The organism is Butyrivibrio sp. VCD2006 (assembly GCF_000423925.1).
Classification (GTDB): domain Bacteria; phylum Bacillota; class Clostridia; order Lachnospirales; family Lachnospiraceae; genus Butyrivibrio.
The window spans coordinates 19,850-37,379 of sequence record NZ_AUIX01000044.1 but is presented as its reverse complement, the minus strand read 5'-3'; the positions used below and the strand labels follow the sequence as shown (position 1 = coordinate 37,379).

The window sequence follows — 17,530 nt, the reverse complement described above, 5'->3', positions numbered from 1 at the left end:
TCAACCACTTCACTGTATGAGTTCCTCAGGCTCTTCAGGAAACCAAATGATTTTATCAAACCAGCCATCCTTAATTCCATCCGCATACATACAGTCATCAATGTATCCAAATTCTTCAGGAAGCTGATCAATAAACTCATACTCAGACATGTGCACCGGAACAATGCCTATATAATCTGCACCTTCCAAGCTGTCCACAAACATTTCAGCTCCCGATAAACTTATCGGAAATCCAGCATCCTTTATGGCAAGATATGCGCTTATGACTTCTCGGCGGCACCAATGTGATCCAACCAGATTAAGATAATATCCCCCTGTTTCAGATTCTGTTTTATCTTGCCAAACATAGAGATGATAATATCCAGGCGCAACTTCAAATGGGTGCCCTGAATCACGCTGTTTACGATGGAAGTACCATTCATCCCATGCCTTCGGATCATCAAAATCGATACCCGGTTCATCATAAGGGTTAACTCCCCTTCCTGTAAGGCCTTCATCTCTTCTGTCTGAATATTGAATATATAGCTCTGGCAAAGAAAAGCCCTTACATTTATACCCGATTGCTTCATAGCCGATTTTACATGCCCTAAAGAAATCATTTGCTGTAAAATCCCGGATTCGTCCAATTCTGTCTTCATCATTCTCGCCGGAAGCAATGATGCCTTTAAGCCTGCTAATCATTTCATCAGATATCCCTCTATAAACTTCTTCCTTGTATTCAGGATTAGCAATCCACAGATCCGAACGTTTAATCACTCCTTTCCGATATCTATACGGAAGCTCTTTTGCTATGAGATCATTGTATTTATCATCCTGTAAAAGTTTTATGGATTCCATTACAGCAGGCGTAATAAGCTTGCATAGCTTTTCAAAAGCTTTTTCCTCAAAATATTCCGGTTCATTAAAAGATCTCCATTTCATAACCGCCGAAATTACAGTTTCCTCATTTAAATTCATTCCGTAACAGCGCAGCTTACCGTTTGTTTCATAATATCTGACTGCTATAAGCCTGTACCATTTATACTCATCAGGATAATCCCTAAGCCATTGTCTGTAAAAATCATCGAAATCGCTAACTTCCCCTATTGATTTCAGCCTTTCAAAATCGTCATAATCCTCTATTGCACCACGGGGAACCCTGATCCAGATTTCCTTTATAGCATCATTTCTTCTTATCGGGGCCAAAGGATTAAGAATCTCAAGCAATGGCTCAATAGCCCCAAGAATAGTAGGCGTTGAAAGGACTTCATGCGCTGCACCAATGTCGCAAAAACTAATAAGCTCATCAACATCAGGTGCTACTAGCTTGTATTCTTTTTCAACATCCTTAAAAAACATATGCTGACCTCCTATACCGCATAATGAAGCCTGTTATCGGAGATTCTATCAATTAACACCTTCTTAATTCCGCGTTCTCTCAAGCTTTTCTCCCTCTTCTGATTCTCTTCATCTTCTAACGAATAATCCTCGTAGCTGAGAACAATATCATCTGCATCAAGGTACAGCTCACGAGTAGCTGCATTATATTTAATCCTGGAAGGACTAAAGCTAATATCACCTGCATAACCACCACCGATCTCATGTAATCGATACTCTTCTACATCACTGCTAAATGAATCCATAGAAATCTTCTTATTGATCAAGCATGATCCATCTTTAAACAGCGCCTGTAAACGGAATTTTTCTGATGTGATATTAACAATATTCAAATCCTTGATAGCATCGGAAAACTTCTGCCCTCTGTTGATTTCAAATGCAATTGCCCTGAGACAGTCATAGTTAAGAGCCACTCTTTTGGAAAAATCGATCACATTATTGATTTCAGAACTGTAGTTCTTTTCCAATACATCTGTCAAATATTCTCTGATATCTTCCTCTGTAGGATAGTCAAATCTGAAGTGATAATGGAAACGTCCCGGTCTGTTAACTAGGAAATCGTTTAGACCTCTCAGTTCATTACATGTAATGACAAACAGTTTCTTTCCCTGAGCAACACCATCGAACAAGGACAGCATGCTGGTTTGTGCGCTACTTCCATGCTCCTTCTCTGAAAAGGTCTTATCAAATTCATCAAAAAGAACCATTACTTCCTGCTGAATTCTGTCCAGAAAGCTTCCTATTCCTTCCCAATACGTATCAACTATAATTACTGGAATGTCCTTTTCAACAGCTTGTCTTCCAAGCAGTCTTGAAAAAAGTGATTTACCTATTCCCTTATCTCCGCTCAATATGACCCCAAGATTTCTGTTAAAGATTCCAAATGAATCCAGAACTTTTCCGACCTTTTCCAAATGGATACCATATACTTTAGCGTCAGTAATCTTAAATTCGTTATACCTTTCCAGGAAAAAACCTTCCTTCTCACTATATCTAACAACATAATAATCAGCCGGAAGCTGATCATAACTTCTAAGATCATCAGGATATATGTTGAATTTTGACCCAGTACTGATAACTTTCATATACTCAATTCCCTCTCTTACGCTTCTTTTCTTACCTACAAAAAATATCATATCCCCAGTATTTACCTTTGTCATTGAACTTGTCGTTCAATATAAAAAGCTGATGCATAAGCACCAGCCCTTACAGTTTCACACATATAACATTGACCCATTTTTCATCTTCTCTACCAGGTCTTGAATCAGTTCCCACCACATTACTAACAATTTTAAAGCCTGCATTTTCAAAGAGTGGAATAACACTCTCCTCTGTAAAATCACTGAAGACACGATCTCCACGTATCTTGGTCCCTTCACCATACTTAAAGGATGCATATACTGCACCATTAGTTCTCAATGCCTCATGAAGTTTTTTTACAATTTCTGGTAGCTTCTCAAATGCAACATGAAGCAGTGAAGCGCATGCCCATATACCATCAAATTCATTGGCAAAAGACATTTCTTCGAACCGCATATTTTTAACTTCCCTGCCAATATATTCTGATGCCCTCTTGCACATTTCTTCTGAAGCGTCAAAAGAGACAACATCATACCCAGCTTCCATGAATACCTTACTGTCTCTTCCGCTCCCGCATCCAGCATCAAGAATCCTCCCACCTGCTGGAACATAAGATAAAAAACGCGCTCTTACGACGGACATGTCAGCATTTATTGATCCTTCAAAAAAACTGTCTGCATTTCTATTATAATAATCTACATTTTTATCTATCATCATTTACCTGTTCCACACCTCATACCCCTGCCGTTTAGCGGAATCGTATACTGGGTGCATGTTTTTCTCAAGAATCCCAAAGAACTCATCTTTCGAATTCCCTTTACGGTATAACTCCTGTCCCGCCCAGATAGAATGAAGGTTGTCACGCAAGCATGACTCAAATAGCTTGTGTACACCTTCTTTTTCATGAATCATTGAATACATCCGGTATTGGTTTTCTGCAAATCTAATAAAAAACGGATCCCACTTTGGAAGCTTATTGCTTTTTGAGGAATTCAGTGATGAATCCATCGGCATCAGATTCCACAGTTCATCATTCATGACAAATGACCATGGTATAAAATGATCAACATCATATTTTCCAGGCTGTATCTCCTGATCTGTGAAGACATCCCGAATCGCATTCTGCTCCAGTATTCCATCCCAAAGTTTATGAACAAATCCAAGTTTGCGCATCTTTTCATCCATCGGTGCAAGCTTATATACAAGCCCCGGAACCTCAGGATTGTTATTTTGGAGCCACTTTACCTTCTCATACTGAATCCATCCAAGAATTGCCACAGTATTATCTTGGATCATTTCTATCCAAGCAGGCTCAAAATGTATTTCCTTTTTCAGCTTACTTGATGATCCAAGAGTATAAGGCAAAAGCACCACATCCCGATTAATTCTTTCGATGTATGTCGTAATTCTCTTTATGCTGCCCCAATCAGCATTCTCTTCAGATCTAGAAAAGAACCCTGCGAGGGCACGGTACGGAACCATATTTGTTAGCTGTTCCTTGGCTTCTTTCAGGATTTTATCATACTCTTTTATAGCATTCTTAATCTCAACTTTTGAAGCATTTGACGGAAGGCCACTAAGTTCAGCAAGCTTTATCACCGCCCTCTCAAGGCCATCTCTTACTTGGCCATCCAGCTGCATTCCACTCAAATGGATATGATATTCACGCACTGAATACCAAGCGTTACTTATCATTTCATTAATCACTTCATCAAAGGTTGTATCTCTTACTCCTTCTGATACGAGCTTTACAATAGCTTCAAGCCAGTAAAACTTATAACAATAGGAAGGATCCTTCATCATCAGAGAAAAACCTTCGATATCCAGCGAGTTGTAATACTTGCTATCTACCTTCAGACTGTATTCAATTTTATTTGAATATAGTTCGTCACTCATAAACTCTCTTTTATCTTTTCTACCAATCCCTTATCAGCAGGAAGCCAATCGACATCGGATATGGTATCCTTTGTCAGCCATTTGGCAGCTTCATGTTCCAACAAATAAAGCTCCCCATTTTTTACTGTTGCCCAAAAGCAGTGCATATGAAGATGGAATTTTTCATAGTCGTGATCAACGACCTCTACCAAGTCATGAACTTCAATATCCGCCGCTAGTTCTTCCTTTATTTCCCTTACAAGGGCCTGCTGTGGTGTTTCCCCCTCTTCAATCTTTCCACCAGGAAATTCCCAGCCGTCCTTGAATTCACCATATCCGCGCTGTGTTGCAAATACTTTTGTTTTATGTTCATAGTTGTCGCATATTATGGCTGCGACCACGTTTACTGTTTTCATACCTATTGTGCAATTCCAAAATCATACTGAAGATATTCCGGAAGCACTTCCTCCATTCCTATATCATAAAGATATGTTACATTTGTTTTGCCGGTTGTCTGGTCAATTTTTTCCTGTTTCCTTTCGTTGGAAAAAACTCCAGTCCCAACATAAGTATATGGCAATCGCACACCATGCTCTTCTGCAACCTTTCTTATAAAAAGATGCGCATATTTGGATAATCGTAGCGACTGCAGATCAGATGATGATATATTATTTTCACATTCCCATTGGAATAGGTTATCCTCCAGGAATTTATCCTTATAATTCAGTCGTTCCTCCAGTGAGGCGTCCTTTTTCAGGGAAGCAAAGATTATAACCTCATCGCCATAAAAATATGTCCCCTTCTGATTATGATCCGGGTCCTTAAGCATTTTTAACTGAACCTGATCCATTCGGTAATTGTTCCACAGCACAAACTTCTCATGATTCATGTATTCCGAATCATATCTGACAAGGCCATACTCAATTAAGTCTTCCAGATATTCTCGAAGCTGATCGTCCATAGTAACATTAAGTGCAAAGCTACTCCCATCTTGGACAATAGCCTTGTTTTTCATCATAAATCTTATGGCATGCTCTACTTCTTCAGCTTTAAAATGGTCAATATCCTGCTCAAAGAAATCATAAATCGCTTTTTCTTCCATACCACCGTTCATAAGCATCTTTATTATTTCATACTCATGGCATCTCACTAATGGGAGCAATGACGAGGCATATTTTATAAATGCCATCTGAGAATCAGTGAACAGTGGCAGGTTTTCCTCTCCTATCCCCACAAGAAAACTATAATAACAGCATGTCTTTCTTCCACCTATTTTTGTATTAAAGAACCGCATAATATCCGGAGCACAGTCATTGTTAAGATAATCCATGTGCTTAGGATAAAACTCGCTATTACTATACTTTTTGAAGTTGTAATAATCCTGCTTTAGGTAGTTGATACCATTAAAGTTCTCATTATCAATATACTTAATAATTTCAGTCTGACTTTCCTCGTCAAAATGAACCCTAACACCATAATCAGATAGTCCCAGAGCCTTGAAATCATCCTTTACAAGGCTCTGCATAAGCCTCTTTTCCAGAATAAAATTCTTTGCAAGACTACCCAACGCAAATGCCACCTGAACACTTCTCTTATAGCTATTACCGATAAAGTCTAAGACTGTAACATATGATTTGCCTTCATATTTTCTAAGTCCACGCCCAAGTTGCTGAATGAAAATAGTTGAGCTTTCTGTTGGCCGCAGGAATAACACCATGTTGACTCCCGGGATATCAACACCTTCATTTAAAATATCAACTGTGCATATTATCTCGAGTTCTTTGCCATCATCCTGCAGATCATCATATGCACTTTTTCTTTCTGTAACAGTGTTAAGTCCTGTAAGATATGCAGTATGGTAATACTCTCCCAGTTCTTCAGCCATCATCATGGCATGTGTCCTGTTTTTACAGAAAGCGAGTGCTTTAAGTTTTCCTTCTGGTCTGTACAGCTCTATCTTATCTCTGATGAAATCGCAGTGATCAGCCGAGGCCAACTGTGAAATGAGTTGCCTCTCCTTATCTTTGGTCAATCCATAGTCAACAAGGCTGTCTCTAATGCCATAATATCTGAACGGCACAACCAGATCATTGATTATCGCATCGCGAAGCCTAAGTTCATAAGGAACATTTGAGTCAAAAAGGTCGAAAACATCCTCATTATCCATTCGCTCCGGAGTAGCTGTCAGCCCTATAAGAAATTCCGGATCAAAATAATCAATAATCTTCCTGTAAGAATCTGCTGTGGCATGATGGCATTCATCCAGGATAATATAGTCAAAATCATCCTTTCTAAACAGCTCCAATGATCTGCTAAGTATAATGTTTCCTGCAAATAAAAAATCCGCATCTAATTCTTTCGATGACTGACTATAAATGCCATATGTCTTCTCTGAGCCAAAAACATCCTGAAATGTTTCAAGGGATTTTTGCATTATTGAACCTTCATGAACAACATATAATAACCTTCGCGGATCAAAATTTCTTGCATCAAACGCTGCCAGAAATGTTTTCCCGGAGCCAGCCGCAGCCACTACAAGGGCTCTTTTCTTCCCCATCGTTCTGTATCTGTTGAGTTCCTTTAAGGCTTTATGCTGCATATAGTTAGGACGGACATTCTCGATTTTCTGACCATAGTCCATATCCCAACATTCAATTGCAAAATCTATTTTCTTCTTATACCTGTTAATAATCTCCCTGTCTACGGCAAAGGTCCCTTTCCACTTATCTTCAAACTCCTTTTGCATTTCCAGGAATACTTCTGACTCAGAATTTCTTATAACAGCTAAGTCCCATTCCACATTCTTCTTAAGAGCATACTTGGTAATATTGGATGAGCCTATAATCAACTCTGCTCTGTCATCAAATTCAAAATAATAGCCTTTGGAGTGATACCCAATTACAGAATATCCATTATCATGAAAACTCTCAAAATCAAGATGGCATTCAAAATTATCATAGCTTTCCTGCAGCTGAAGAAATCGGATGAGCGACTCCACATCCGTAAAATTCTGATACGTTGAAGTTATCAGCTTGCCAACACATCCACGTTGTAATGCAGATTCAATATCTTTTATTATATAAACAAGTCCTGCTTTTTTTATAAAACTAACAGAAAAGCAAAACTTATTACAGCTCCTAAGATTGTCCTTAAGACGCTCCAAAAAAGTTTGTTCTGTGTAGTTCGTTAAAAACAGATTCTGTTCCATGCTCTATAACTCCGTATACTTTTTACTGCTCCCGTAACTCTTTTCAACAGGATACTTCTCTGCGTTTTTCTTGATTTTAGCCATAATAGCTTCTTCGATATTTATCCCCATCTTGTCAGCCATTTGAATGCAGTAGTTCATGATATCTGCAAGTTCTTCTGTTGCAGCTTGCTTATCATAATCAGGACTCCACTGAAAGCATCGAAAACATTTCAAAGCAACTACAATAAGTATACTACAAATTCAATTTTATATATTTATCCGTTCCTATCCTTAATAAATGTTTCAGACTTTCCCACACGCACAAAAAGCCTTCTCACTTTCATTGCAAAAAAATGAGGACCCATAGGTCCTTCTCCAGGCTCTGGCTTCTCAAGTATCCAGCCCCAAAACAATATATCCAACAGAGCAGATCATTATACATTTTCCCATAACAGCATTATATGTTTCTTAATATACCCTATAACAGGAAGAAGAGGACTCTCGTCCTCTTCTGTAATGTTATGAATAAGGATATCTTCAATATGACATCCAAACAGTATGCTAAGTCTTACAAGATTATCCGCATTTGGCAGGCACTGACCACGTTGCCACTTATATATGGCCTGCTCGGATTCCAGTCCAAGTGCATTTGCCAACTCGAATACCTTTATTTTCCTCTCCTGTCGTAATTGCTTTATACGTTCTCCGGTAGCCTGCATATCTACAAAAACATTCATTATGTCCATGGTCGCCTCCTCTGTAAAAAGAATCTTCAACGCCATCCCGTCTGAATATAATAACACAACTATCAATAATAGAAAATAAACCGCCAGTTCAAATTTTACGTAATTTGATTATCAATTGGTTTCTCCCTACCCAAGTAACTAAACGGCTCAAAAAGTGTTTTAAGAGACTCTGACTGAGCCCAATCAATCTTGGAGATAAATGTTCCAAAAGAACGCATTGCATTTTGTGGATCCCTGACACTAAAGAACGTTCCAACAGTGGCCTTGTTATATTTATTTGCATGGTTTAAATCCGGAACCATTTCTCTTTTTAAATCCTCAATGAATCTAATCACCTCCCCGATAAGCCCTTTTTCTTCTGGGATATCCTCCAGTGCATCTATAATAACTCTTTCCAATGCACCGTTTTCGTTAGTTGGAATTATCAGTAAAAAAGTATTAACTAATTTATTTTGGCCAAACAAATCTATTATATGATTGCTTATCCATTCCCCTGATTTTGCTGTTACATTCTCAAGCGCCTTATTAACTCTTCTTCCTATCTTAGCATCATTATCTTCATCTCGATCGGTTACTACCATCAAAGATGCTATATCTTTTTCGACAATCATTGCGTTTATGCGATGTTTATCAATAAATGAAGCAAATTTGCCATTCCCTCCAACGCCGCATAATACAAGCTGGTTTTCTCCTTTTGACAAGCTTTCTATATGCTCATATTTATCAAGCTCAGTTATCCCCAGTGCATTACTATTCCTGTATTTCCATCCATATACATTCTGCATGAAATAGCTGATCAATTGAACATCAGACACGCCTTCTACAAGTACTAATTCTGTCATCATAAGCGCACCTCATATTCAAAAACTTTTCTGTTTTCATACACATAGTTCCCTGTAACATTTCTGGCAACTATATTACTTTCCTTTCCATCTTTTGATTCAATTCTCTTAAGTGTAATAACCTTAATTGGATCCTCTTTCTCTTCCCTTTTATCATAATCACCATATTTTAATATCGCATCTATTGCTTCCACACTATGAGTTGCAATAAACAGCTGGACATTCAGCTTATTTGCCAATGCAAATATTACAGGGAATAATATGTCGTAATATTTTTTATGAAGCCCTGTCTCAATTTCGTCAATCAACAATACTGAATCCATAGAATCAAAGAGCTTATTGAGAATATAAAGAATCTTTTTAATGCCATCACCGTATACTGAGAAAGGCATATTAGCCCCAGTCTCAGTTATAATGGTTTCAATAAAAGATCCATCATCCGCTTTGGTATAACAGATATCTGCAATTTTATTATCAAACTGTTTAAGAATATCAATTACCAGCTTTTTGTATTCTGGATTCTCTACAATATTTTGCAAAAGGTCGTATCGAAGATGTCCAAATGAAGGGATGTACTGAATCTCTTTTTTTAAAGAGACACCAGAGAACCCTGTATCCAAAGATGTACATCTGATTTCCTGTTGGGAAACCTTTTTTCCTGTCTGAGCAACAATTTTTCCTGTGAATACTTTTGCCTTTTCCGGCAAAACAGCAGAATTCCTTTTATACTGCAGTTTTTCACGCTGAGACAAAATGGATAATTGAATAGCCTCATCACCAGAAATGCTGTGTTCATTCCCACTAAGCTGAAATCGAAGCATTCCACTACTGCTTTCTGCGGAAATATCAAATTCCAACTGATCAGAATTCTGTTCCATATTGAACATTTTTATAAATGAAATGTAAAAACTACTCTTATCGGGGCTAAGCACAGTTCTCTGATTAATAACACTTTTCAATGTTCCCAGTTGAGTATTGGCAAATAATAGCTGAAAAGCCTCCAGAAACGATGTCTTTCCACTGTTATTATCACCTACGACAAGGTTTATTTTTGAAAAATCCGAGACAGCTAATGCTTTTATTCCTCTGTAACCATTTATCTCTATAGAATCAATATGTGCCATATCAGTCCTCTTTTTCAATATTCTCAAAGCTTATAACTAATCTTGTATGTGTTGATGCTGCTATCTTTTGTAAGGTATCAATCCTTGGAGCTACCTTACCATTGAGTATCTTACTTATATTGGACTGAGACATTCCTGTTATTTCACACAAATCTTCCTGTGTAAAATTATTATCATCCAATACTCTTTGTATTTCTTCCGATATCCCATTTAGTACATCGCTTAATGAACTATTTATACCCTCTCCATGATCCTGCTCTTTCGTAGAAATTGGCTTATTCAGTTTATTTATCTGTTCAAATATCGCATCCATTTCGTTTTTGCTCACTATTTCGCCCTCCAATATGTTAAGTATAACATATTTTTGTTGATAGCAGCAAATACTTGTTTTTAATAACATACCAATGCGCAATATTAAAATATGCTACAAATGACATATTTAGCGATAATATGTTATTTGTAACATATTGCCAAAATAACAAAAGTCCCACATTTCCGCAGGACTTTCATCATAACAAAGCTCTTTGGTATTAAATATTCCACCGTTAGAAAAAACTTCATGAACAAATAGTTCAACCTACTTTTTGTTAACATTTTGGCATCATTCTAATATCAGATTAGAAAAGACTCATCTGTCCGTTCATGATCTTATAGTAGCCATGCTCTATCCTCTCATTACCCTCATGCGTCATTATTTCGAAGTTTGAAAGGTTCTGTGCCTTTATAACAAGCTTGATAACGCAATCAAAGCAGCCGACAACATCACTCTTATTGATATCTGACAGACAAATCAGCTGTACATTGAAGTGTTTTGCTATATCAAACATTGGCTTCAAAAGATGCGCTGAGGTTATTTTTCCAAAAGGATTATCAAGGATCAGCACACTCTTGACGTTTTTGCTGACAAGCCCTGCTGATGACCTGGTATAATTCATGAGTGTCAGTACCACTGAGAAAAATACCACAAATTTCTCGGCACCGGAACTCTGTGTCAGTGTCTCCTCCCAACCCTTGTATACAGAGTTTGCACTGTTCATATCAATCTTATAGACCCTGATCTTTATGGATTCCTGGCGTATGTACTTATGAAGAAGCCTTTCACTTGAGACTAAAGCTCTGGCGCGCTTCTGGATCTGCTTTTCATCAGCGCCGCTTCGAAGGAGCTCTTTTATCTCATTAGCCCCCTGCTCAATCTCAGTCTTTATCGAAACCTTTGATGCTTCCTCAGATATCTCTTTTTCCTCAGGAAGATCCATCTTTACCATCTGGGTCTGAGGCTTGCCCGCAAAAATATGAGCCTTTGAACTGGCTGCTATCATGCGAAGGTCAAGATACATCCTCTTCCCCTGATTCATGCACTGGTCTACAATGTCATTAAAGTCATTTTCAATCTCCCTTAGATCAGTCTCAATCCTGCTATTAATCTTCTCTATGGAAGCTGTCATTGTGCTGATGCTCTCGCTGACCGTATAGAGCCGGTCGCCCTTCATCTCAGAATCATCAAGCATCTCGCCGATGGCACCGAGCTTATTCACTATTTCAGAAAGAGCTATGTCCTTAAACTCTGCTACTGTTGTTCTTATGCTGCTCTTAAGCTTTTCTTTCTGATATAGGAAGGTTTTCTCTACATGGATTAGATTATTATGTATAGACTCCCACTGAGCATCCGGTTTTTCGGAAAGTGTAACAGTCTTTATTATGTCTCCAAACTGAATAGGCTTTAAGACATCTCCTACACGATCAAAGATTCTCTCCAGTGAACGTTTTTCCTGCTCAAATGAATCCTTCCTTTCGTTTAACTGCCTTATCTCCTGTTTGGCGGCCTTTACTCTGGCTTTGAAATCCTCTCCTATCTCATTTTGTGGAAGAGCTACACCGTCAAAATCTTCAAGTGCTTTCCCTGCTGCATCATATCTCTGCTTGGCAGATGCCTCTTTCACATTGCATTCGCCAAATATGGACTGCGCTTTCTCCATTTTTTCTGAAGCAGCTCTTACTGCGTCTTTAGCATTTTTAAGGGCTTCAGATGAAAAATGGACCGCTTCATATTCAGACTTATCACATTCATAATCCCCAAGCTCTTTTTCATATTCCGCTCTATCCTGCTGTGATTTATCAAGGTTGACTCTGAGATTATCCAGGCTTTCGCTGAGACTCCCCAGAAGAGTCTGGTACTGAGAGTAGAGTTCTTCCAATGATCCTTCAACTATTTCTGCTTCCTTTGCACTACCCGTATTCTCTAAAACTGTGCGTATGTGATCCAAATGATCAGCCTGCTGCTTACGTTCATTTTCAAATGATGTCAGCTCATCCTGGCACTTAGTCACCTCATCACATGCTTTTTTATATGAGCTTTCTGAATTTTTCAGGATGACAGATGCTTCCTGCATTTTTGTATACCATTCATTTTCCTTGGTAAGCATTATGCTCAGTTCAGCAAATGACTCAATCCACATGGTGAGCTCCCTCAAACGCTTTTCTTCATGATTCAGGTCATCCTTAAGGGCATCAATCTTTTCCTTTATCCTTTCCTGTTCTTCTTCCAGTTCTTTCCTTCTACCCTCCAAAGAAAATATTTTCTCCTGTAGCTCGGCAATAGCTTTTTCCTGTAAAGAGCTCCAGTCCTCAGAATAATCAAACTTTTCTACGAGCTTCTTCTCTTCCTCACTGTCCCGCAGCCTTTCGTTAAGACGCTGCAACTTTTCCTCTTTGACTCTTATTTCATCTTCCAATCTGCCATAATAACCTGATCTGTCAGCAAAATATTCTTTGTCATAAGCAGCTAGGTGAGAAGCACTTTCCATGTCACCTGACATAAGAGAATTCACCTGTTCCATGGTAAAAAGCGGAACAGAGGCAGGGAGCCACTCCACATTCCCCGCCGCCAGAAGCTTTTCCATATCTTTTTCATTATTGAAAAGAAGTGAAAATGCAAATTCCGGGTGTCGCTCCATAATATCCCTGGCTTTTTCCTGCGTAATGGCACCATTTTCCATAAGACCTGTAATGTATTCTTCACCGGTCTGACACCACACTCCTGTGGACATCACATATTTCATGATATCCGGCAGAATATGAACATGACCTTCTTTCGCGGCCTTAAGCCTTTCTTCCAAAGACTGCTTGTCCTGCCCATGCTTTCTGATCTTTGCGCCGGTCATTTCTATTTCTTCCTGCAGTACACTTTTTAGACGACCGGAAAAAATAGTGCTATTTTCAAGGCTATATTTGCTGCAGATATGTATAAGTGAATCCAATAGTGTTCTGTATTCTGAAAGCGCATCCTCAGCAACTTTCTTCTCTTCTGACAACCTGCCAAGTTTAAGCTTTACATCAGCCAGTTCATCAGGGATTTCATTTTTCCTGTCATCCATAGCCTTTATTTCATTTTGGATTTTTGCTATGGAGACGGCAGTTTGCTCACGATTAGCATCCTGCTTAATCCGCACATCTTCTATATCTTTTTCAGAGTAGAATCCGTCCAGCATTCTTACCGCTTCAATTTTTAGTGTCTTAACTTTGGTATCAGTATTATCTTTTGAAGCATTCAGATTGGCAGTAAACTGCGAATGTTTCTCCTTCGCATCGTTCCTTAGCTTTTCAGCCTTTGCCATTTCTGCCATACTATCACACAGCTCATCATTTTTACTCCGAATCTGATTATCCTTCTGATCGATACTCTGTGACAGGGCTTCACTTTCACTTTTGGCCTTCAGCTGGCAAGAGTATTTCAGCCTTGCTACAGTTTCCGCATCCTCTGAATCGTTCTCTTTTTCCTCAATAAGCTTCTTATATGTTGTTATCTGGCTGTCGGCTTCTAAAATCTGCCTGTAGAGCCTTGCTGATTGCAGTATATCTTCATCATGCTTTTTTACTTTTGTTTCTTCCCTTGCCTGATCAAGGGCTTCTTTTGCATCCGAAAGAGCATTAGCAGCTACCTCATATTCACCACTAGCATCGTAGTATTCTTTTGATTTTTCCTCATGTTCTATATGCATGATCTTGGAATCTAAACTCTGGATCTCATTTACAGTTCCAAATATACTCTCATCTATGATTCCAATCTTCCTGCCAATGGAAGCCTTAAAACCGCAGACCTCACCTATACTATCCGATAATTCTTCCCCCGCATTATAAAGATCGTCGCTCACCTTACCAAGATCCGACAATTCTTCAATCAATCTTCTATTTGTATCTCTTTCCCTGATGACAGCTTCTTTTTCTGAGATTCTCTTTGCATAATTGATAAGCATGGTTTCAAGAGAGGAATCCGTCCCGCTTGAAGCCACACTTTTCATTTTATTCTCGATTGCCGGAATAAAGAATTTGGCGATCAGTTTGTCAGATGTTTTTGCGTCATCAAAATACTGGTTCAGTCCACCTTCATCCTTGTTGAGAGCCTCTATTACCGTCTCCCACTCAGATCTGTAAATACCATATTCGGAAAGCTCTTTCGTCCATTTAGTACTTTCATCGGATGAATAAACTTCCAGAATACCTCTGCTGGCCTTAGCCTTTTCCCTTACATAGGCAAAAGGTGCAGGTACATACTTCCCGTTCTCATTTTTGGAAAGCTCCAAAGCCGCTATACTGTAGGAAGAATAACTGTTTTCATAAACAGTCTTAAAGGTGTAGTACCTGATGCTATTTCCCCTCAGGCTCTCATCAGTGTTCTCGCTGGCACTTCCGGCTATGGCAATACCTGTCAGAAGCTTGTCATCACTTCCGTCCAGATTCCATTCTATAAGTACAAAAGAATGATCTCCTGGGCGGCCAAAATAATCCTCAATATGTCTTCCACCTGCCATTGCCCTGGGGTGCACAGGCTGCATCATAAGCTGTACCAGGACTGTCTTACCGCCACCATTATTCAGGTTAAACAGTGAATTAAGCGCCTCTCCCTTATCTGATGAAAGATCATATAATTCATCAGGGATAAAACGGTTGCCATCATTATAACCAAAGTTTACAATCCTTATCTTATTTATCTGTGGCATGTGAATCCCCCTCAATCCATGCATTTATTACCTGAACACGCTCTTTTCGAAGTACATATGGCATAAGATCCTTTGTTTTCTTTGTTGGAGCCACTCTTCCATCATCGCCCTCTACAAAAAGATCATCTGCCCGAAGCTTAAGAATAATTTTATTTACAACACCATAACGGTCATCTACTCTTCTGCTTGTCGGATCCCCTTCCTTTTTACCGAGCCAGTCCTCAGCCAGCATGTAAAAGCTCTCACTGAAGTCTTCTGCCTTATCCTCACCATCTACGCCCTTCTGAGTTACGCTAAGACAGTGATCGGTAAACTCCTTTATAAGCTCTTCCTTAGTGATGAAGTCTCTGACAAGTGCCTCTGAGCCCTCACCCTTGAAGAATATATACAAAATGTAAATAGCAAGATAATTTAGCAGATACAGATCCCTCGTCCTTACATCATTGCCTGCCTTGATATCAGACCTGTAATCAATATTGTTTTTTAGAAAAAGATCATTATCCTGGGTCGGTACCATGTAAATCCGATTCTGTGCAGGAATTATTTCAAACCCAAGCTCAGCACCCATCTGATCCAGTTCGTCTCTTGCTTCAGGATCCTCTACAAATCCCCATAATACGCTGTTATCATCACGATCTATCCAGCCTTTTTTCATAAGCTCATGATAAAGCTTAAGCGCATTTTTATTCATCGTTCTACCTCAACTGTAAAATTAGTCATTTCTATTGTCACTTGCGTTTCCCCATCATCCACAGTAAATTCGCATTTCTGGTCAGATGTAGAAAATGTAATTCTCTTCATATTCAGATAATTCTGAGGCATATTGCAAAGAACCCATAACAGATCAAACTCACCAAGTGGTTCTTTAGCAAACAGGCTCTCGTCCCCATGGAGTGCCCCAATATCAATCTCCTTTTTCTGATATATGGTCATAAGTGTATTGGGAAGAGCACTCTCCTTGTTCCACTTCATAAGTTCATCCATTGACAGGGATCTTATGAACTTCTTTATCTCAAAAGAACTCTCCTTCTGAAGAAATGCAAAAAACGCTATGCATATTTCCATATATATTTCGTTTCTTTTCCTGCCCAGTTCCTCAGCTTTTATGTCAGCATCATCTATGCTGAGCCCCTTGTCTTCTTCCTCATTGCTGAAGGTTCCGCAGGCTGCATAGAAGTTTTCTATACTGAATTTCTTATCAAACTCCGGACTGAGTAGTGGCTCCATGATTGTATATACTGCATCCCCCAGTCCATCTCCCATTTTTCGGAGTTTCACCATAATGTCCTGCTCAAAGTTCATACGTTCAAAGCTTTTTATAACAAAGCTGTCCCGCAGCATCTGCTTATAACTTTCCGAAACAGAGCTTTTGGCATTAATAAGGGACCGCTGCTCCAATATGGTAATATCCAGATTCTTATTGATTTCATTAAGAGATTTCAGATTTTTCCTGGCTTCTTCAGTATCAGCGCCATTATCAAGTGCGCTCCTTATGGCCTCTGCCTCCTTGCGGGCATTCTTCTGTATTTCCTCCAGTTCTTTCTGCTCATCAAACATAAGACTTCTGAACTGCCCTACTATCCTCTCGTACTCATCTACCGTTATCTTTGCAATATTCTCGCGGCATCGCATTATGAAATCATCCATGCTGTGACTCATGTTTCGGAGCCTTGCAACCAGCTCCCTGCTCTGGGAAAGTGCCTCGGAATAATTCTTACGCTTCATGTATTCCTGCATCTTAAAGCGGGTTACAGAATAATCCAGTTCAGACTCTATTTCTTTAGACCTGTAAAGGAAGTCAAAAACATCATCTGTCAGATGATAAGAACCCTTTTCCTCATTGACAAGGCGGATTGGCATCTTCTTAAAGCTTTCCGAATCCGCGTAAAATGTATTGTATTCAATGAGCTTCCCGTTATTCTGAAGAACATTTACTACAATGAAACTGGCAAGTTTATAAGTGTCAATTTCATATTCTTCAGGGACAATCTGGATTATGCTGTCAAGAAATCCGGCAATGTCCTTAAGTGTACAGGACTGCCTGTCACTCAGAGTACGCTCCTTGATGTACAAAAGAACTGCAACCACAATGTTGTTTAAATAATCATAGTCTCCGCCGAACATCTTCTTTATATCGTCCGGATAGCTTGTAACAGTGATGCTCCTTACAATATCAATAAACTTCATTCTGTTCTGAAAATCCGAAAGCATCTCTTTTATGTCAGAACGAAGCATCAATCTTCACCTCCATTTCATTACGGATACAGTCTCTCATCAGCTCGTGCCTCGCTGTGGTCGA

14 protein-coding genes are annotated in these 17,530 nt (G+C 39.1%); all 14 read right to left on the bottom strand.

Going from position 1 to position 17,530, the window contains the following annotated elements; translation table 11 throughout:
- Positions 1–9: 9 nt before the first annotated feature.
- Positions 10–1,338, bottom strand: coding sequence for a hypothetical protein (locus G586_RS0114675; protein ID WP_026528352.1), 1,329 nt, complete (start codon positions 1,336–1,338; stop codon positions 10–12).
- 11 nt (positions 1,339–1,349) lie between these two features.
- Complete coding sequence (locus G586_RS0114670) at positions 1,350–2,513, bottom strand: AAA family ATPase (protein WP_242832033.1); 1,164 nt, start codon at positions 2,511–2,513, stop codon at positions 1,350–1,352.
- A 70-nt stretch (positions 2,514–2,583) separates the two neighbouring features.
- Positions 2,584–3,174, bottom strand: a complete 591-nt coding sequence (locus G586_RS0114665) for a class I SAM-dependent methyltransferase (protein WP_242832032.1) — start codon at positions 3,172–3,174, stop codon at positions 2,584–2,586.
- Positions 3,175–4,353, bottom strand: coding sequence for an HNH endonuclease domain-containing protein (locus G586_RS26645; RefSeq protein ID WP_196811614.1), 1,179 nt, complete (start codon positions 4,351–4,353; stop codon positions 3,175–3,177).
- Positions 4,350–4,748, bottom strand: a complete 399-nt coding sequence (locus G586_RS0114655) for a (deoxy)nucleoside triphosphate pyrophosphohydrolase (protein WP_026528348.1) — start codon at positions 4,746–4,748, stop codon at positions 4,350–4,352. The genes G586_RS26645 and G586_RS0114655 overlap by 4 nt, the downstream gene beginning before the upstream one ends.
- A 2-nt stretch (positions 4,749–4,750) precedes the next feature.
- Entirely contained in the window at positions 4,751–7,540 is a 2,790-nt protein-coding gene (locus G586_RS0114650) for a DUF3427 domain-containing protein (RefSeq protein ID WP_026528347.1), read from the bottom strand.
- 3 nt (positions 7,541–7,543) lie between these two features.
- Positions 7,544–7,756, bottom strand: coding sequence for a MazG-like family protein (locus G586_RS25715; RefSeq protein WP_242832031.1), 213 nt, complete (start codon positions 7,754–7,756; stop codon positions 7,544–7,546).
- 200 nt (positions 7,757–7,956) lie between these two features.
- Positions 7,957–8,268, bottom strand: coding sequence for a helix-turn-helix domain-containing protein (locus G586_RS23255; RefSeq protein ID WP_022779531.1), 312 nt, complete (start codon positions 8,266–8,268; stop codon positions 7,957–7,959).
- Between the two features lie 95 nt (positions 8,269–8,363).
- Complete coding sequence (locus G586_RS0114630; protein ID WP_026528346.1) at positions 8,364–9,113, bottom strand: DUF3226 domain-containing protein; 750 nt, start codon at positions 9,111–9,113, stop codon at positions 8,364–8,366.
- Entirely contained in the window at positions 9,110–10,234 is a 1,125-nt protein-coding gene (locus tag G586_RS0114625) for an AAA family ATPase (RefSeq protein ID WP_026528345.1), read from the bottom strand. The genes G586_RS0114630 and G586_RS0114625 overlap by 4 nt, the downstream gene beginning before the upstream one ends.
- A 1-nt stretch (position 10,235) precedes the next feature.
- A complete protein-coding gene (locus G586_RS23250; RefSeq protein WP_022779534.1) occupies positions 10,236–10,562 on the bottom strand; it encodes a helix-turn-helix domain-containing protein in 327 nt (108 codons plus the stop codon).
- A 289-nt stretch (positions 10,563–10,851) separates the two neighbouring features.
- Positions 10,852–15,231, bottom strand: coding sequence for a hypothetical protein (locus tag G586_RS0114615; RefSeq protein WP_026528344.1), 4,380 nt, complete (start codon positions 15,229–15,231; stop codon positions 10,852–10,854).
- Positions 15,215–15,922: a DUF6063 family protein gene (locus G586_RS0114610; RefSeq protein ID WP_026528343.1), complete on the bottom strand. Its 708-nt coding sequence runs from the start codon at positions 15,920–15,922 to the stop codon at positions 15,215–15,217. The genes G586_RS0114615 and G586_RS0114610 overlap by 17 nt, the downstream gene beginning before the upstream one ends.
- Positions 15,919–17,466 (bottom strand): hypothetical protein, encoded by a 1,548-nt coding sequence (locus tag G586_RS0114605; protein WP_026528342.1) that lies wholly within the window; start codon positions 17,464–17,466, stop codon positions 15,919–15,921. Before G586_RS0114605 ends, G586_RS0114610 begins: the two co-directional genes overlap by 4 nt.
- Positions 17,467–17,530 lie beyond the last annotated feature (64 nt).